The sequence below is a fragment of the Streptomyces sp. WM6372 genome (genome assembly GCF_001279655.1).
In the GTDB taxonomy this organism is placed as follows: Bacteria; Actinomycetota; Actinomycetes; order Streptomycetales; family Streptomycetaceae; genus Streptomyces.
The window spans coordinates 57,204-75,610 of record NZ_LGDB01000195.1 but is presented as its reverse complement, the minus strand read 5'-3'; the positions used below and the strand labels follow the sequence as shown (position 1 = coordinate 75,610).

At 71.6% G+C, this 18,407-nt stretch carries 11 protein-coding genes; 5 read left to right on the top strand and 6 right to left on the bottom strand.

Going from position 1 to position 18,407, the window contains the following annotated elements; all coding sequences use genetic code 11:
* The 6 genes from ADK52_RS23190 to ADK52_RS23165 form a co-directional block, all read right to left on the bottom strand.
* The coding region (locus ADK52_RS23190; protein WP_053691766.1) for a TPM domain-containing protein at positions 1–2,009 on the bottom strand (2,009 nt) is incomplete at its 3' end.
* 199 nt (positions 2,010–2,208) lie between these two features.
* Complete coding sequence (locus ADK52_RS23185; RefSeq protein ID WP_159046012.1) at positions 2,209–5,478, bottom strand: protein kinase domain-containing protein; 3,270 nt, start codon at positions 5,476–5,478, stop codon at positions 2,209–2,211.
* 60 nt (positions 5,479–5,538) lie between these two features.
* Positions 5,539–6,312: a succinate dehydrogenase/fumarate reductase iron-sulfur subunit gene (locus ADK52_RS23180; RefSeq protein WP_030153366.1), complete on the bottom strand. Its 774-nt coding sequence runs from the start codon at positions 6,310–6,312 to the stop codon at positions 5,539–5,541.
* Positions 6,309–8,213 (bottom strand): fumarate reductase/succinate dehydrogenase flavoprotein subunit, encoded by a 1,905-nt coding sequence (locus tag ADK52_RS23175; protein ID WP_053691764.1) that lies wholly within the window; start codon positions 8,211–8,213, stop codon positions 6,309–6,311. Before ADK52_RS23175 ends, ADK52_RS23180 begins: the two co-directional genes overlap by 4 nt.
* A gap of 1 nt (position 8,214) precedes the next feature.
* The gene (locus ADK52_RS23170) at positions 8,215–9,036 is read right to left on the bottom strand and encodes a hypothetical protein (protein ID WP_053691763.1); all 822 of its coding nucleotides are present in this window, start codon (positions 9,034–9,036) and stop codon (positions 8,215–8,217) included.
* A gap of 136 nt (positions 9,037–9,172) precedes the next feature.
* A complete protein-coding gene (locus ADK52_RS23165; protein ID WP_053691762.1) occupies positions 9,173–9,394 on the bottom strand; it encodes a hypothetical protein in 222 nt (73 codons plus the stop codon).
* A 348-nt stretch (positions 9,395–9,742) separates the two neighbouring features.
* Here ADK52_RS23165 and ADK52_RS23160 point away from each other — a divergent pair, with 348 nt between their 5' ends.
* From ADK52_RS23160 to ADK52_RS23140, 5 genes are all read left to right on the top strand, one after another.
* Positions 9,743–12,043 carry an ABC transporter family substrate-binding protein gene (locus ADK52_RS23160; protein WP_053691761.1) on the top strand — a complete coding sequence of 767 codons (2,301 nt, stop codon included), beginning with the start codon at positions 9,743–9,745 and terminating at the stop codon, positions 12,041–12,043.
* 317 nt (positions 12,044–12,360) lie between these two features.
* On the top strand, positions 12,361–14,265 hold the full coding sequence (gene typA, locus ADK52_RS23155; RefSeq protein WP_053691760.1) for a translational GTPase TypA: 1,905 nt from the start codon (positions 12,361–12,363) through the stop codon (positions 14,263–14,265).
* Positions 14,266–14,693: 428 nt separating this feature from the next.
* Positions 14,694–16,337 (top strand): peptide ABC transporter substrate-binding protein, encoded by a 1,644-nt coding sequence (locus ADK52_RS23150; RefSeq protein ID WP_234344177.1) that lies wholly within the window; start codon positions 14,694–14,696, stop codon positions 16,335–16,337.
* Positions 16,338–16,507: 170 nt separating this feature from the next.
* A complete protein-coding gene (locus ADK52_RS23145) occupies positions 16,508–17,431 on the top strand; it encodes an ABC transporter permease (RefSeq protein WP_053691758.1) in 924 nt (307 codons plus the stop codon).
* A gap of 28 nt (positions 17,432–17,459) precedes the next feature.
* Positions 17,460–18,398, top strand: a complete 939-nt coding sequence (locus ADK52_RS23140; RefSeq protein WP_053691757.1) for an ABC transporter permease — start codon at positions 17,460–17,462, stop codon at positions 18,396–18,398.
* Positions 18,399–18,407 lie beyond the last annotated feature (9 nt).

The following is an 18,407-nucleotide window of genomic DNA, read 5'->3' as shown; positions in this document are numbered from 1 at the left end:
CCCCGGCCCCGGCCGCCGCCCAGGATCTCGCCCAGGATGATCCCGCCGAGGACCGCGCCGCCCATGCCCCCGCGCTGCTGCCGCTGCCCGCCGTACGGGTTCTCGTACGCCCGTACGTCCTGCTCCGCCAACTCCTGCGCCTGCCGCGCCAGCCCGTCCGCCCGCTGCGCCTCCGCCAGCGCGCCCGCCGGGTCCGAGCCCGCCAGGGCCGCCGACCGCTCCATGTGCCGCTGCGCCTCCGCCAGCCGGGTACGGGCCTGGCTGCCGACCGCGCCCCGGCTGGTGGTGATGTAGTCCGTCGCCGCGCCGATCGCGCTGCGCGCCGAGAGCACCGCCTGGTCCAGCAGCGCGGCCGCCCGCTGCCGGCCCGTCTCGCGCTCCCGGGCCCCGGCCAGCGCCTCGTCGAGGACGGCATCGGCCTCCTCCACCCGGCGCAGGGCGTCGATCGGGTCGTACCGGCCGGCCGCCTGCTCCCGTCGAACGTCGGCCAGCACCGCCTCCGCCCGGCCGATCCGGCCGCGCAGGTCCGCCGTCGAGGCCCCCTCCGCGGTGCCGGTCAGCAGGCCGCGCGCGTCGGCGAGGTCGGTGTCCGTCTCCGTGAGCGCCCCCGGCAGCTTCCCGGCCGCCTCCGCCAACTCCTGCGCCCGCCGTTCCACCGCGTCGACCAGCGTCGCCGCCTGGTCCACCGCGCCCTCGGCGGCCCGTACGTGCACGGCCGCCTTCCCGTTGTCGCCGCCGTCGATCGCCGCCCGGGCCTCGCCGAGGCTGGTCGTCGCGAACAGCAGCCGGTCCTCGGCCTGTTCGGCGTTGGAGGCCACCGGCGCCGCCGCGGAGTCCGCGTAGCGCCCGGCCAGCGCGGTCAGCGTCGCCCCGGCCGTCGTCGTACGGCCCGTCAGCTCACGGAAGTGCGCCTCCACCGTGGCGAGCGCCTGCGGGGCGTTCTTCTCCAGGTCCCGCAGCCGGTCGAAGTCCGCCGACTCGGCGTCGAGCCGCCGGCTCGCCTCGGTGCAGCGGGCCACGATCTCGTCCAGCATCCGCCGCCGCGTCGGATCGTCCTCGGGGTACGCGTCGTCGAGCTGCTGGCGCAGCCGGAACGCGGCCGTCAGCTCGCTCTGCGCGAAGGCCACGGCCGCGGTGAAGGTGGTCACCGCCGCGTCGCCGAACTGCGCGGACGCGAAGCCGAGCTCCTCGTTGCTCGTACGGATCGCGTCGTCGGTCTCCACCAGCAGGGCCTTGGCCTTGGCGTCCAGTTCGGGCAGCGGGAGCGCGGTCGTGGTCGCGGGCTGCTCGCCCCAGCCCGTCGTACCGGAGCCGCCGCCCCGGCCGCCCCCGCGCTTGCGGCGGCGGTACGCGTACGCCCCGAGGGCGCCCGCCGCGCCGACGACGACCACCGGGAGCACGTAGTCCCCGGCCCCGCCGCCCTCGCCCTCGCCGCCGCCCGGGTTCGCCACGCCGGGGGTGATGGCCGGCACCGGCACGGGCTTCCCGTCGAGCACGGCCGCGTACCCGTCGGCGGCGCCGATCGCGGCGCCCGCCCAGTCGTTCTGCCTCAGCGCGGGCTCGATGGCGGTGCGGGCGACGTCCGCGAGCTGTGCCGCGGTGAAACCGGAGTCGACATCGGCCGAATAGGCGTACTGGCGGGCCCCGGTCGCCACCGCCAGCAGCACGTCGTCCTGGCCGAGGCCGTTCTTCTGCGCGGTGGCGTCCGCCCAGCTCTGCGCGGAACGCCCGGAGAAGTCGTGCACGTACGTCACGAAGAGCTGGATCCGGTGGCCCGCGTACAGCCTCTCCAGTGCGGCGGTGACGGCGGCCGTCCGGTCGCCGAGGGCGCCCACGCGGTCGGTGATCTGCCCCTGCCCGGACAGCGTGACGGGATCCTCGGCCCGGGCGGCCGGCGCCCCGGCCACCCCCCAGCCGCCGAGCCCCAGCAGCGCGGCGGCCAGGGCGAGCCCGACCCGTACGGATATCCCGGCGGTGGTGCGTCGCTTCGACCTGCTCCTGGGCGGCATCACATTTGGGAGGGTATGGGCGGCCCTGTCTGCCCGCACCCGGAGCGGGCCGGCTAGGGAGTGTCGTCAAAGTAGCGTCGGCCGCCCGAAGGGCGGGGCTGGCGGGGTCTGGTGCGTGCGATCGCACGGCGGAGGAGGGAATCGACGCGGTGGGGGCACCTCCCAGCGGCAGCTGGGGGAGGGACTTTGACGACACGACCTAAGGGAGGGCGTACGCCGACAGCTCCGGGCGGGAGAGGACGAGCCGGTCTCCGACCAGCAGGGTGTCCCCGTCGGCGAGCTCCGGCTGCTCCCACTGGCGGCGAGGCTTGCCCGTCACCGGGTCCAGGACGGCGACGAACGGCCCCGACTGCCGGCCCAGCCGCCCGCGCCGGCCCCCGCGGGCGGCCTTCACGTACAGCCCGCCCGCCCGCAGCCCCAGCAGTTCCAGCGCGCACTCCCTACCCTCGCTCCGGATCACGGTCCGCTGCCAGCGCGGCTTCCCCGTCCGTGCGTCGAACGCGGTCACCAGGTCCCCCTGGGAGACGCTGCGCGCCGCCGCGTACACCACGCCGTGCTCGACCAGCAGCCGCTGCGCCGGAGCCCCGAGAGTGCACTCCCACATCTCCCGGCCGCTGCCGCGCTCCAGGGCGCGCAGGCTCATGCCGTCCACCAGGTGCAGCGGCTGCGCTCCGGCCGTCCGGTCGAGCGGAGGAGATCGCCACAGCGGGGAGTCACGCAGCGTGGCCCACAGCCGCCGCCCGCTCGGCAGGTGCACGCCCTGGAGCCACAGGTCGTCCCCCAGGACGAGACAGTCGCCCACCGCCGCCAGGGAGCGGGTGCCTTCCGGCAGCGAGCGCCGCCACTCCACCTCGCCCGTCGCCGCGCGCAGTACGGTCAGCTCGCCCTGAGCGTCGTGCACCAGCACCGGCCCGGCACCGCGCAGCAGCCCGTCCCGCGGCAGGTCCCGCCACCAGCGCACCCGCCCGTCGCGCGGTTCCCGCGCCACGATCCGTGCGCCCGGCCCATCGTCCCGGCGTACGTCCACGTACACCGTGGCGGCGTCGGCCACGCAGGACACCCGCAACGACCCGGCCCCGGGCAGCGGCGGCGCGGACGTGCCCTCATCGGCGTACGCCGTCCAGCGGGTCGTGCCCGCGTCGGCCCGTACGCAGCCCACCTCGGTCCCCGACCGCCACACCACGTGCGCCCCGGCGGCGTACAGGGCGTCGGGCCGCGCGCCCGTGTGCCAGGCACGGATCCCGGGGGCCGCGGGGGCCACGGCGGGCCCGGTGTCCCGGCCGCCCAGGGCCGTCGTGCCGGGCGGCGGAGGGGCCCCCGCGTCGGCGGACGCCTCCGCCAGCCAGGGCATCCGGTCCGTCGCCAGGCACTCCCGCGCGGTACGGACCAGCGCGCGGGCCCGTACCGCGGGGTCCGGCAGGGCGCGGGCCGCGCCGGCGCCCTCCCGGGCCGCCGCCGGGTCCAGCGGCCGCAGGGCGGCCTGCCGGACGCCGGCCCGGGCCTCGGCCAGCGTGGACAGGGCGTGGGCGGCCTTCTCGTCGGCGGCCTCTTCCGGGTGGTGGCGCAGCAGGGCGTCCGCCTGGGTACGCAGCCGCTCGGCCGTCGCGAGCCGCCCCTGCTCGGCGTGGTGCGCCGCCTCCTCGCGCAGCCAGGCCGCCCGCTCCTCCAGGAACCGCGGAAGCTCCTCCTCGGCCTGCTCCAGTGCCCGGGCACCGCCCGCCGCGTCCCCGGCCTCGGCGCGGTCGCGCGCCACCTGACACAGCGCCAGCAGCCGGGCCCCGGCGGAACCGATCCGCTCGCTCAGGCGCAGGGCGCTCTCCAGATCCCGCGGGGCGACGGCCAGCACCGTGTCGTACGTGGCGGCCGCGCGCTGGCCCGGGTCCTGGATCAGGGTCAGCCGCTGCTCGGCCTCCTCGGGCCGCTCCGCGGCGAGGGCCGCCTCGATCCGGGCACGGAGCCCGCCGGGCGCCGGGCGCCCGCCGAGGTGGTACCCGGCGATCCGGGAGGCCTGTTCGGGGGCCACCTTGATCAGTTCCTCCGCCAGCGCGCGCAGCGGACCCTCGCGCCGCGAGCCGGGCACCGTGAACAGCGCCTGCTGCGCGTCGGTCAGCAGCCGCCGGGCCCGCGCCGGGGCGTGCGGGGCGGTGTTCCGGGCCAGCACCGTCAGCAGCCGGGCCACCCGGGCCCCGTCGCCCCCGCCGCCGGCCCACGCCGCGCGCTCGGCGTCGGCCAGCAGCCGGGCCGCGAGGTCCGCGTCGAAGCGGGCCGCGGCGTCGGCGGCGATGGCCAGCACCTCGACGCGGGCGTCCGCGCCACCCGGCAGCTCCCGCAGCGCGTCCTCCGCCTCGGCGAGCAGCCCCCGTACGAACTCCCGCACCTCGGGACCCACACCGTCGGCCGCCCCGGGAGCGGCCGCCACCCGGGCCACCGGCCCGGTGCCGAAGCCAGGCCCCGGCACCTGCCCGGCCCCGGCCCCGGCTCCGGCCTCTGGTCCGGGCCGTGGTCCGGGCGCCTCCTCGCCCCCGGCCTCCGATCCCGCCCCCGGCCCCGGTCCCGGCTCCTGGCCGGACACCGGCCCGGGCCCGGGCCCGGGCCGGGCGTATCCCGGGCCCGGGCCGTCCCCGTCCTCGCCCCCGCGCAGGCCCCGCAGGGCCTTGCCCACCGCCTCCGCCGACTCCGGCCGGTCCGCCGGGTCCTTCGCCAGCAGGGCCAGCACCAGCCGGTCCAGCTCCGCCGGCACCGGTGTCCCCGCCTCGCGCAGCGGGAGCGGCGCCTCCGCGACGTGCCGGTGCATCAGGACGTACGGCCCCTCGGTCTGCCCGAACGGCGGCGCCCCGCTCACCAGCGCGTACAGCACGCACCCCAGCGCGTACAGATCGCACCGCGCGCCCACCCGCTCGCCCCGCCACTGCTCCGGGGCCATGTACGCGGGGGTGCCGATGATCCGGCCCGTGACCGTCCAGCCCGCCGTCGCGTCCGCGGAGTGCGCGATGCCGAAGTCGCATATCTTGATCCGCCGGCCCGGCAGCAGGAAGAGGTTGCCCGGCTTCAGGTCCCGGTGGACCACGGCCTGTTCGTGTGCGACGGCCAGCGCCTCCGCCGTCTGCGCGGCCAGCTCCACCGCGAGGTCCACCGCCAGCGCACCGTCCCGCGCCAGCACCGCGGCCAGGTCCTCGCCGGAGAGGAGCTCCATCACGATGAACAGCCGGCCGTCCTGCTGCCCCACGTCGTGCACCACGGTGATCCCGGGGTGCTGGAGCCGCGCCCCGATCGTGGCCTCGCGTCTGAACCGCGCGACCACCTCGTCGTTCGTGGCCGCCTCCAGCAGCACCTTGACCGCCACGGAGCGGTCCAGCATCAGGTCGTGCCCGCGCCACACCTCGCCCATGCCGCCCTGGCCGAGCCGCCGCTCCAGCCGGTACCGGCCGGCCAGTTCGTCCCCCACCCGCACCGCAAAGCCCCCTGACATCACGTCATGCGACGTTTTCCCAGGGGGCATTGTGTCCTGCGAAGCGAACGGCCGGGGGTGCTACAGATCAGCGCGCCTGCGGATCTTGTTGCCCAGCCACACCAGCGGGTCGTACTTGCGGTCCACCGCCCGCTCCTTCAGCGGGATCAGCGCGTTGTCGGTGATCTTGATGCCCTCCGGGCAGACCTCCGTACAGCACTTGGTGATGTTGCAGTAGCCGAGCCCGTGCTCCTCCTGGGCCGTGCGCTTGCGGTCCAGGCCCGCCTCGGCCGCCGCGTCCAGCGGGTGCATGTCCAGCTCCGCCACCCGCATCAGGAAGCGGGGACCGGCGAAGGCGGGCTTGTTCTCCTCGTGGTCGCGCACCACGTGGCAGGTGTCCTGGCACAGGAAGCACTCGATGCACTTCCTGAACTCCTGCGAGCGGTCCACGTCCACCTGCTGCATCCGGTACGCGCCCGGAGCCACCCCCTCCGGCGGCACGAACGCCGGGACCTCGCGCGCCTTCTGATAGTTGAACGACACGTCCGTCACCAGGTCCCGGACGACCGGGAAGGCGCGCAGCGGCGTGACCGTGATCGTCTCGGACCGTTCGAAGGTGGACATGCGCGTCATGCACATCAGCCGCGGCCGGCCGTTGATCTCCGCGCTGCACGAACCGCACTTGCCGGCCTTGCAGTTCCAGCGCACCGCGAGGTCCGAGGCCTGCGTGGCCTGGAGCCGGTGGACGATGTCCAGGACCACCTCGCCGTCGTGCACCTCGACGGTGAAGTCCCGCAGTTCCCCGCCCTCCGCGTCGCCCCGCCAGATCCGGAAGCTCGCGTCGTACGTACTCATTCGTAGAGCTCCTCTTCGGCGAGGTACTTGACCAGCTCTTCCTTCTCGAAGAGCGCGAGCAGGTCGGGGCGGATGGGTTCGGTACGGGTCCGCACGAGCGAGATCCGGTCGGCGGCCGGGTCCTGCGGCGCCGGCTCCACCGGACGGCACAGCAGGTTCACCGGGCGCCAGGTGCGCTCCATCGACGGGCAGTCCTCCCGGGTGTGCCCGCCCCGGCTCTCGGTCCGCTCCAGGGCCGCCCGGGCCACGCACTCGCTGACCAGCAGCATGTTCCGCAGGTCCAGGGCGAGGTGCCAGCCCGGGTTGAACTGCCGGTGCCCCTCGACGCCGGCCCGGGCCGCCCGTACGCGCAGACCCGCCAGCCGCTCCAGGGCCTCGGCCATCTCGCCCGCGCGGCGGATGATCCCGACCAGGTCGTTCATGGTCGTCTGGAGCTCCTGGTGGAGCGTGTACGGGTTCTCCGCGCCCTCGGCGGCGTGGAACGGGGCCAGCGCCTCCGCCGCGGCCGCGTCGACCTCCGCCCGGGAGACCGCGGGCAGCGCTCCGGCGAGGCCGTCGGCGTACTCGGCCGCGTGCAGTCCGGCCCGCCGGCCGAACACCAGCAGGTCGGAGAGGGAGTTCCCGCCGAGCCGGTTCGAACCGTGCATGCCGCCCGCGACCTCGCCGGCCGCGAACAGGCCGGGGACCCCGACGGTGGCGGCGGTGTCGGAGTCCACCGCGATCCCGCCCATCACGTAGTGGCAGGTCGGGCCGACCTCCATCGGCTCGGCGGTGATGTCCACGTCCGCCAGCTCCTTGAACTGGTGGTACATGGAGGGCAGCCGCCGTTTGATCCGCTCGGCCGGCATCCGGGTGGACACGTCGAGGAACACCCCGCCGTGCGGGGAACCGCGGCCCGCCTTGACCTCGGAGTTGATGGCCCGGGCCACCTCGTCGCGGGGGAGCAGCTCGGGCGGGCGCCGGTTGTGGTCGGGGTCCTCGTACCAGCGGTCGCCCTCTTCCTCGGACTCCGCGTACTTCTCCTTGAACACGTCCGGGACGTAGTCGAACATGAACCGCTTGCCCTCGCTGTTGCGCAGCACCCCGCCGTCGCCGCGCACCGACTCGGTGACGAGGATGCCCTTGACCGAGGGCGGCCAGACCATGCCGGTCGGGTGGAACTGCACGAACTCCATGTTCAGCAGGGGTGCCCCGGCGAGCAGGGCCAGCGCGTGGCCGTCGCCGGTGTACTCCCAGGAGTTGGACGTGGTCTTGAAGGACTTGCCGATCCCGCCCGTCGCCAGGACCACCGCCGGGGCCTCCAGGACGAAGAACCGGCCGGACTCGCGCTCGTAGCAGAAGGCCCCCGAGACCCTCTGCCCGTCCTTCAGCACCCTCGTGACGGTGCACTCCTGGAAGACCTTGAGCCGGGCCTCGTAGTCCCCGTACTCCTTGAAGTCCTCCTGCTGGAGCTGGACGATCTTCTGCTGGAGGGTGCGGATCAGCTCCAGGCCGGTCCGGTCGCCCACGTGCGCGAGGCGCGGGTACTCGTGGCCGCCGAAGTTGCGCTGGGAGATCTTCCCGTCCGGGGTGCGGTCGAAGAGCGCGCCCCAGGTCTCCAGCTCCCAGACCCGGTCGGGCGCCTCCTTCGCGTGGAGTTCCGCCATCCGCCACTGGTTCAGGAACTTTCCGCCGCGCATGGTGTCGCGGAAGTGCACCTGCCAGTTGTCGCCCTCGTTGACGTTGCCCATGGAGGCGGCGATCCCGCCCTCCGCCATCACCGTATGGGCCTTGCCGAACAGGGACTTGCAGATCACGGCCGTGCGCTTGCCCCGCTCGCGGGCCTCGATCGCGGCCCGCAGGCCGGCGCCGCCCGCACCGACCACGACCACGTCCCACTGCTGCCGGTCGACTTGAGCCATCTCAGAAGAACCTCGGATCGGTGAAGGTGCCGCTGGCCAGCAGGTACACGTAGAAATCGCACAGGGCGACGCTGATCAGGGAGGCCCACGCGAGCTGCATGTGGCGGGTGTTGAGCCTGCTGACCCAGCCCCACAGCCGGTAGCGCACCGGATGCTTGGAGAAGTGGCGCAGGCGGCCGCCCATGATGTGCCGGCAGGAGTGGCAGGACAGGGTGTAGGCCCAGATCAGCGCGATGTTGACGAGGAACAGCAGTGTCCCGAGACCCATGTGGCCCCACTCGTACGCTCCGTTGCGGAACGTCAGCACCGTGTCGTACGTGAGGATGCCCGCGACCGGCAGCGCCGCGTAGAAGAAGTACCGGTGGATGTTCTGGAGGACGAGCGGGAAGCGCGTCTCGCCGGTGTACTTCGCGTGCGGCTCCGCGACGGCGCAGGCGGGCGGCGAGGCCCAGAAGCCGCGGTAGTAGGCCTTGCGGTAGTAGTAGCAGGTCAGCCGGAAGCCGAGCGGGAAGACCAGGATCAGCAGGGCGGGGGACAGGCCCCACCAGCTGCCGAACAGGTCCAGGTTCGGGCCGCCGCGCATCTCCTGGCAGTTCTCCGCGAGACACGGGGAGTAGAACGGGGACACGTACGGGGCCGCGTAGTAGTCGGCGTTCGCGAAGGCCCGCCAGGTCGAGTAGACGATGAAGGCGAGCAGCCCGGCCGCGGTGACGGCGGGGGCCAGCCACCACCGGTCGGTGCGCAGGTGCCGGGCGGAGATCGCGGCCCGGGAGGCGTCGTGGACGCCGGTCAGCTGCCGGGGTGGTTCCGTGCCTGTGGCCAAAGGGGACTCCGGGTGGAGTGATGAGGGGTGACCCACGAGGCCCAGCCGCGGACGGCTGGGCCGGGTGGGGTGCTGGGGTGTGCGGGGGTGCGGTGCGCGGGCGCGGAGCGCTGGCGCGCGGGTGCGCCCGCCGGGGTCAGGGTGCCCGGCGGTCGCGGGCGCCGAGACCCTCGTCGTCGACGTCCTTCCACAGCGAGCTGTCGTACGGGGCGTCCGGGACCTGGACCATCCCCTCCTGCCGTGGGGCCCGCGAGGTGGCCGGAGACTGCCGGGCGATGTCCTGCTCCAGCCGTTCCACCGAGCGGACCAGCTCGTTCAGGTTGCGTCGTACGGCGGTCAAATCGTCTTGCAGGGACATGACTTGCCCTCACTTCCGCTGGTTGCGGTGGCAACGCTCATGTGCGCCTGCGAGTGTCGCGCCTCCCGTCCCCGGTTGTGAAGGGACGTGCAGCGATTGCGGGCGCGCAGGCGCAATCTGTGCGCCCTCCCTGCTCCCAGTTTGATCCCTCTTACGAGCGAACGCCCGTCCGCGGCGCAAGCCGGATTGGTCCGCACGGGTGGGGTTCGCGGCGTGGCGAGGGCCGGCTGCGAGAGCTGCGGCGGGCTGTGGATTTCAGTGTGTTGCGGCACCCAGTGTGATCAGCTCCATATACCGCCAAACGTGATCAAGCTGCCCCTTTCGCGCCCCGCCCCGGAGGTACCACCCATGTCCCAGAGAAGGCGCAGGTCCTTGGCGCTCCTGACCTCGGGAGTCCTTGCACTGCCGCTGCTCGCGGGCTGCGGCTCTGGTGACGACGAGGGCGGCCCGGTGGCCGCCGGACAGGACATCGCGTCGACGGCCCGGGACAAGGTCGCCGACGGCGGCGTGCTGCGCTGGGCCGTGGACTCCCTCCCCGACACCCTGAACGCCTTCCAGGCCGACGCGGACGCCACCACCACCCGGATCGCCGGGGCGGTGCTGCCGCAGCTGTTCGTCCTCGACGACAAGGGCCGGCCGGTGGCCAACCCGGACTACCTGGAGAAGGCCGAGGTCGTCGAGCGCGAGCCCAAGCAGGTCGTCCTGTACAAGCTGAACCAGCAGGCGGTGTGGAGCGACGGCCGCGAGATCGGCGCCGCCGACTTCGTGGCGCAGTGGCGGGCCCTGAACGGCAAGGACTCGGCGTACTGGACGGCCCGCAACGCCGGGTACGACCGGATCGAGAAGATCGAGCGCGGCAAGACCGACCTGGAGGTCAAGGTCACCTTCAACAAGCCGTACACCGACTGGCGCTCCCTGTTCTCCCCGCTCTACCCCAAGCAGGTCACCGGCACCCCGGACGCCTTCAACGAGGGCGCCCGCGGCACCATCAAGGTCACCGCCGGGCCGTTCAACCTCGGGGCCATCGACAAGAAGACCGGCACCGCCGCGCTGACCCGCAACGCCCGCTGGTGGGGCCGGCCGGCCAAGCTGGACTCGCTGGTCCTGACCGCGGTGCCGCGCGGCCAGCGCCCGGCGGCGCTGGCCGCCGGCAAGGTGGACCTGGCGGAGGTCGACCGCGCGGGCGCCGACCGGATCGCGCTGGCCCACCGGGACGCGGCGAAGAGCCCGGGCCCGGGCGGGACCGCTGCGCACGGGCCGGGCGCGGCGATGACCCCGGCGCAGGCCACGCTGTCCTGGGCCCTCGCGTACGGCTCCGACGAGGGCAAGGCGGCGACGGAGCGCGAGGCCCGGGCACAGAACGCCGAGGCGGCCAAGAACTACGCGGACGAGCAGTCGGCCCTGCGCTCCTTCACGGTCCGCAAGTCCCTGGAGCCGGCCTACACGCAGCTCGCCATGAACGGGGCCGCCGGCCCGCTGGCCGACGAGCGGGTCCGGCGGGCGGTGGCCCGGGCCCTGGACCGCAAGGAATTGGCCGAGATCGTACTGAAGCCCCTGGGCCTCCCCGCGAAGCCGGTCGGCAGCCACGTGGCACTGGCCGGGCAGCGGGCGTACGCCGACAACAGCGACGCGCTCGGCGGCAAGGACCTCCACGCGGCCGAGGCCCTGCTCGCGGACGCGGGCTGGCGCCGGGGCGGCAAGATCACCGAGCCTCCGGGCGCGAAGGCGGGCCCGGAGGGGGAGGAGGGCCAGGACGACTCGAAGACCCCCTCGGGTCCGGGCACCGGCAACGACGGCCTGTACATCGTGGGCGAGACCGACGGACGCAACGGGGACAGCCTGGACCGGGGGATCCCGGTGGTGGAGTCCGCGATCAAGACGGGCGCGGAAACGTCTCCCCAGGGCCGGCGGGGCGAGCGGATCGACCCGTCGGGCCAGGAGGGCGAGGCCGCCGACCCGGGCGCCGTGGACGACGACAAGCGGAGCCCGGCCCGTGACGGCCAGGCGCCCGACCCGGGCAAGGCCGCCAGCGCCTCCCCGGCGCCGGCCCCGGCCAAGCAGGTCCGTACCTCCGGGAACATGCTCGCCAAGGACGGCAAGGCCCTGAACCTGCGCTTCGTCCTCCCGGCCGGCCCCGGCTCCGAGGCCCTGCGCACGGTCGGCGAGCGGATCGCCCAGATGCTCAAGAAGGTCGGCGTGAACACCGAGGTGACCAAGGTCGCCGACGAGAGCTTCTTCAAGGACCACATCGCCTCGGGCCAGTACGACCTGGCGCTGTACTCCTGGCCGGCGACGGCCTACCCGGCCACCGATGCCCGCCCGATCTTCGCCAAGCCGGAGCCGGCCGCCGACGGCTCGCTCCTCGTCGAACAGAACTACACCCGCGTCGGCACCGACCACATCGACCAGCTCTTCGACCAGGCGCTCGGCGAGCTGGACGAGGAGGCCTCGCGCGAGCTGATGCGCAAGGCGGACGCCCGGATCTGGGCCGCCGCCGGGTCCATCCCGCTCTACCAGCGGCCCGAGCTGGTGGCCGCCAAGACCAACCTGGCCAACGCAGGCGCCTTCGGTCTCGGCACCCCCCGCTTCCAGGACATCGGCTGGAAGAAGCCGCCGGCCGCCAAGGAAGACGTGAAGAAGAAGAAGTGACAAAACGGGGCCGGACAGGTTGAGCTTCGGTTCACAAGCTCAGATGTGACTCAAGTCGCTTGCCCGCCGGATCTCCGGCGGGCAAGGTCGTTCCATACCCGTTGACCCGCGGCATTACCCGCACCACCCACGGCCGGGAACCCCCCACCCCGTACCCGGCCCTCCTCAGCCTTCCGGCCTCTTGACAGACCCCCCGGCAGGCGGTTCCCGCCACGCGACGTACGATGGGGTAAGGCCGTGGCAGGTTTTCCGCCCGGTCGAGGCGCGCGTGCCGGACCGTACGCGCCGCCATCCACGATCCCGGGAGAAGCGCCGAAGTGCCCACGCGCCACGACATCCGTAACGTCGCCATCGTCGCCCACGTCGACCATGGCAAGACGACCATCGTCGATGCCATGCTCAAGCAGGCCGGTGCCTTCGCCGCCCACCAGCACCTCGACGACCGCATGATGGACTCGAACGACCTGGAGCGTGAGAAGGGCATCACGATCCTCGCCAAGAACACGGCGGTGAAGTATCACCCCAAGGACGGCGGGGCCCCGATCACGATCAACATCATCGACACCCCCGGCCACGCCGACTTCGGTGGCGAGGTCGAGCGCGGTCTGTCGATGGTCGACGCCGTCGTCCTGCTGGTGGACGCCTCCGAGGGTCCGCTGCCCCAGACCCGCTTCGTCCTGCGCAAGGCCCTGCAGGCGAACATGCCGGTCATCCTCTGCATCAACAAGACGGACCGCCCGGACTCCCGGATCGACGAGGTCGTCAACGACACGTACGACCTCTTCCTGGACCTGGACGCCACCGAGGACCAGATCGAGTTCCCGATCGTCTACGCCTGCGGCCGTGACGGCGTCGCCTCGCTGACCAAGCCGGAGGACGGCACCGTCCCCGCGGACAGCGACAGCCTGGAGCCGTTCTTCTCCACCATCCTGGAGCACGTCCCCGCCCCGGTGTACGACGAGGAGGCCCCCCTCCAGGCGCACGTCACCAACCTGGACGCCGACAACTTCCTCGGCCGCATCGCGCTGCTCCGCGTCGAGCAGGGCGAGCTGCGCAAGGGCCAGACCGTCGCGTGGATCAAGCGTGACGGCAGCATGTCCAACGTCCGCATCACCGAGCTGATGATGACCGAGGCGCTCACCCGCAAGCCGGCCGAGGTGGCGGGCCCGGGTGACATCTGCGCGGTCGCCGGCATCCCCGACATCATGATCGGCGAGACCCTGGCCGACCCGGAGAACCCGATCGCGCTTCCGCTGATCTCGGTCGACGAGCCGGCGATCTCCATGACCATCGGTACGAACACCTCCCCGATGGTCGGCCGCGGCGGCAGCGGCAAGGGCGCGGACGCCAAGTCCGCGGTCAAGGACCGCAAGGTCACCGCCCGCCAGGTCAAGGACCGTCTGGACCGCGAGCTCGTCGGCAACGTCTCCCTCCGCGTGCTCGACACCGAGCGCCCGGACGCCTGGGAGGTCCAGGGCCGTGGTGAGCTCGCGCTCGCCATCCTGGTCGAGCAGATGCGCCGCGAGGGCTTCGAGCTGACCATCGGCAAGCCGCAGGTCGTCACGCAGGAGATCGACGGCAAGGTGCACGAGCCGGTCGAGCGCATGACGGTCGACGTCCCCGAGGAGCACATGGGCGCGGTCACGCAGCTCATGGGCATCCGCAAGGGCCGCATGGACAACATGTCGAACCACGGCTCCGGCTGGGTCCGCATGGAGTTCGTCGTCCCGTCGCGCGGCCTCATCGGCTTCCGTACGGAGTTCCTGACGAACACCCGCGGTACGGGTATCGCCCACTCGATCCACGAGGGCCACGAGCCGTGGTTCGGTCAGCTGGTCACCCGCAACAACGGTTCGCTGGTCGCCGACCGCGCCGGTTCGGTCACGCCGTTCGCGATGATCAACCTGCAAGAGCGCGGCGTCCTGTTCACCGACCCCGGCACCGAGGTGTACGAGGGCATGATCGTCGGCGAGAACTCGCGCGCCGACGACATGGACGTGAACATCACCAAGGAGAAGAAGCTCACGAACATGCGTGCGGCTTCCGCGGACAACACGGAGAACGTGGTTCCGCCGCGCAAGCTCTCCCTGGAGCAGTCCCTGGAGTTCTGCCGCGACGACGAGTGCGTCGAGGTGACCCCGGAGGCCGTCCGCATCCGCAAGGTCGTCCTGGACCAGAAGGAGCGCTCGCGCACCGCGTCGCGCGCCAAGTCCGGGAAGTGACGTAAGCCGGCCCGGCCGGGCCGCCGTTCCACCGACAACCCCTCCACCACGGTTTCGTGGGGGAGGGGTTGTCGGCGTTTGTCAACCGGATTGTTGCGTTCCAGTGTCCACGGTGTCCGTATACCGACCGTGACAATCCGGAAGATGAACTAACAGTCCGTTTCGCACGTGTCTGTCTCCTATCCGTTTGTCCGGATTTCGGGTTTTCGCCATGCGGTGATGTTGTGAAAACGAGACCAGTTAAGTGTGGTTTACGGTCAGGCCGTCCCCGAGGATGGCTCCATTGAGCTCGGGTCAATGGGTCACACGCTGTGGGGAGCGGCGACTCACGAGCACACTCGGGGCACTGTTCAACTCGCCGTCAGGGGTGTCGGCGAAACGTTCATGTGTCCCGCACATCAAACAGTGGACTCATGAGGAGGAAACCCATGCGCGGTGCCAAGAGCGCCAAGTGGGTAGTGGGCGCGATTGTCGTCGCCCTGGCCGCGACCGCCTGCGGTGGCAATGACAAGGGCTCGACCGACGCCAAGGGCGGCGGTGTGTTCCGCCTCGGCCTGACCGAGCCGACCGCCATCGACCCGTACAACGCGCAGGAGTCCGAGGGCTCGCTGATCGCGCACAACCTCTTCACCGGCCTGTACAACGTCGAGCCCAACGGCAAGCTGACGCCGGCGCTCGCGGAGTCCGTGACCACCAGCGACGACGGCAAGGTCTGGACGTTCAAGCTCAAGGCCGGCACCAAGTTCACCAACGGTGAGACGGTGGACGCCGAGGCCTTCATCCGCGGCTGGACCCGTGTCGCCGACAAGAAGTCGGCCTCGGACGTCGCGTACCACATGGCCGGCATCGCCGGTTACGACGACCTCAACGGCGGCAAGAGCGACAAGTTCTCCGGCCTGAAGGCCGTCGACGCCAACACCCTCGAAGTCACCCTGGCCCAGGCTGACTTCGAGTTCGACAAGAAGACCGTCCACACGGTCTTCGCCCCCGTCCCGAAGGTCGCCGGCGCCGGCGACAACAAGGCGTACAACGACGCGCCGATCGGCAACGGCCCCTTCAAGATGGAAGGCGGCTGGGAGCACAACAAGTCGATCACCCTCGTCCGCAACGACGACTACGGCTTCGAGAAGGCCAAGCTCGGCAAGGTCGAGATCTCGATCCTGAACCCGAGCAACAGCTCGACCCTCGAGTACCAGGGCTACCAGTCGGGCACCTTCGACTGGGCGCGCATGCCCACGCCGCAGCTGCCGGTGGCGAAGCAGAAGTACAGCCCGAAGGGCGAGTGGATCGAGGCCGACACCAGCGGTATCAACTACCTGGTCGCCTTCAACAACAACGCGCCGATGAACAGCCCGGACGCCCGCAAGGCCGTCTCCTACGCGATCGACCGCGAGGCCATCGCCAAGGGTGTCTTCCAGGGCATGCAGAAGCCGGCCACCTCCATCCTGCCGCCGTCGTTCGCCGACGTGTACCAGGACGGCGTGTGCACCACCTGCGCCAAGCAGGACACCGCCAAGGCCAAGGAGCTCGCGGAGAAGTCCGGTCTGAAGCCGGGCACCGTCCTCGACTTCGGTTACAACACCGGCGCGGGCCACGAGGAGTGGGTCCAGGCCGTCGCGCAGCAGCTGAAGGACGTCCTCGGCCTCGAGGTCAAGCTGAACGGCAAGCCGTTCAAGGAGGCCCTGGCCGAGCAGCAGGACAAGAAGACCGCCGGTATCTGGCGTTCCGCCTGGGGTGCCGACTACCCGACGGCCGACAACTTCCTGTTCCCGCTGCTGGGCACCGGTTCCATCAACGAGGACCCGGCCACCGGCAAGGCCCAGGGTGACAACCGCGGCCGCTACAGCAACCCGGAGTACGACAAGCTCCTGGAGCAGGCGCGCGCCACGAAGGACGCCGCCGCCCGCGCCGCCCTCTACAAGCAGGCCGAGAAGATCGCGGTCGACACCGACCAGGCCCTCATCCCGCTGTGGAAGCGCACCCAGTTCCGTCTGGCGAACACCACCAAGTTCGCCAACGTCAAGATGGACTTCTTCGAGGACCCGAACCTCGCGGAGATCACGCTCAAGTAATGCCTCTTCAGTTGGCATAGCGAAGGTCGTGGAGGTCGGAGCTACTTCTTCCGGCCTCCACGACCTTCGTCCACCTCCGGGCACACCCCAGATCCGGTGCCCGGTCGCGGCCTCTCGTCCCGATCGGACGACGCCGCCAACACCCATGCTTAGTAAGTGAAGGAGGCATCGTGGGCAGTTATGTGATCAGGCGGCTCGGGCAGATGGTCGTCGTCCTCTTCGGTGCGACGGTCGTGCTCTTCGCCTGTCTCTTCGTCCTCCCCGGCGACCCCGTGGGTTCGCTCGGCGGAGACAAGGCCCGTGATCCGGCGGTGGTCGAGCAACTCAGGGAGCGCTACGGACTCAACGACCCGCTCCCTGTCCAGTACGGCAACTTCGTCAAGAACCTGGCCAAGGGTGACCTGGGTGAGGACTACACCCAGCGCCGGCCGGTGACGGAGGTCCTGTCGCCGAAGCTCGTCAACACCGCCGAACTGGCAGTCGCGGCGATCGTCATCGACATCGCCATCGGACTCCTCGCGGGCATGATCGCCGCGTTGTTCAGGTACTCCTTCTGGGACGTACTGATCACGCTGCTCACGACCCTCGCCGTCGGTTTCCCGTCGTTCGTCATCGGCATGGTCCTGCTCTCGACCTTCGTCGTGGACCTCGGCTGGTTCCCGCTGATCTCCGACGGTTCGTTCAACTCCCTGATCCTGCCGGCCTTCACGCTCGCGATCCTGGACGCCGCCCTGGTGGCCCGGCTCATGCGCGGCACCATGCTCGAAGTGCTCAAGGCGGACTACGTCAAGACGGCCGTGGCCAAGGGTCTGCCGCGGCGGACCGTGCTGTTCAAGCACGTCATGCGCAACTCGATCATCCCGGTCATCACCTACCTGGGTATCTCGTTCGGCTCCCTGCTCGGCGGTGCGCTGATCACCGAGGCCATCTTCAACTGGGACGGCATCGGCCTGGCCCTGGTCATGGCGATCCAGCAGCAGAACAACCCGATCATCATCGGTGTCGTCTCCTTCGGAGTCGCCGTGTTCGTGGTGCTGAACCTCATCGTCGACCTGTTGTACGCGGTCCTCGACCCGCGCATCCGTCTCGCCTGAGTCAAGGCAGTTCCTAGGAGTCACACCCATGACCGAGCTCACCAAGAGCACAGCGGATTCGGGGACCGCACAACCGGCCGCCGCCAACGCTGCCGCCGGCGCCGCGAACGCGGAGCCCGCCATCGCCCGTGTCACGCAGTGGGGCGAGATCCGCCACCGCTTCGTCGCGAACAAACTGGCCGTCTTCGGCCTGGTCCTCGTCCTCCTGCTGTTCCTGACGGCGCTCCTCGCGCCGCTGATCGCCCCGGCGGACCCGTACCACCAGGACCTCACGAACACCCTCGCCGAGCCGAGCTCCGCGCACCTGCTGGGCACCGACGCCCTCGGCCGCGACCAGCTCTCCCGCATCGTCTACGGCAGCCGCATCGCCGTCGTCGTCGGTCTCGCGTCGATCTTCCTGGCCTGCACCATCGGCATCGTCATCGGTGCCCTCGCCGGCTACTTCGGCAAGGCCACCGACTCGATCCTGATGCGCATAGCCGACGTCTTCTTCGCCTTCCCGCTGCTCATCGGCGCCATCGTGATCATCATCGCCATGGGCCGCGGCGTACTCCCGGTGATCATCTCGCTGGCCGTCTTCTCCTGGCCGACGGTCTCCCGGCTGCTGCGCAGCTCGATCCTGTCGGTGCGCGAGGCGGACTACGTGCACGCCGCGCGCGCCCTGGGCGCGAGCACCTCGCGGATCATCATTCGCCACATCATCCCCAACTCCATCGCCGCGGTGATGGCGTACGCCGCCTTCAGCGTCGGTGGCGCCATCGTCGCCGAGGCGGCCCTGTCCTTCCTGGGCGTGGGCGTCAGCCCCGAGGTTCCGGAGTGGGGCAACATGCTGGCCGGCGCCAAGGACTTCCTCGGCGTCAAGGACTTCCTGTGGGTCTACCCGTCCATCGCGATCGTGCTGACCGTCCTGGGCTTCGTTTTCGTCGGCGATGGGCTGCGTGACGCCCTTGACCCGAAGCTGCGCTAGGAGGGCGGC

Bases quoted from the DNA above. Each gene is read 5' to 3' on its own strand.
- ADK52_RS23185 (WP_159046012.1), bottom strand. From the start codon at position 5,478: ATGTCAGGGGGCTTTGCGGTGCGGGTGGGGGACGAACTGGCCGGCCGG.
- ADK52_RS23180 (WP_030153366.1), bottom strand. From the start codon at position 6,312: ATGAGTACGTACGACGCGAGCTTCCGGATCTGGCGGGGCGACGCGGAG.
- ADK52_RS23175 (WP_053691764.1), bottom strand. From the start codon at position 8,213: ATGGCTCAAGTCGACCGGCAGCAGTGGGACGTGGTCGTGGTCGGTGCG.
- ADK52_RS23165 (WP_053691762.1), bottom strand. From the start codon at position 9,394: ATGTCCCTGCAAGACGATTTGACCGCCGTACGACGCAACCTGAACGAG.
- ADK52_RS23160 (WP_053691761.1), top strand. From the start codon at position 9,743: ATGTCCCAGAGAAGGCGCAGGTCCTTGGCGCTCCTGACCTCGGGAGTC.
- ADK52_RS23150 (WP_234344177.1), top strand. From the start codon at position 14,694: ATGCGCGGTGCCAAGAGCGCCAAGTGGGTAGTGGGCGCGATTGTCGTC.
- ADK52_RS23140 (WP_053691757.1), top strand. From the start codon at position 17,460: ATGACCGAGCTCACCAAGAGCACAGCGGATTCGGGGACCGCACAACCG.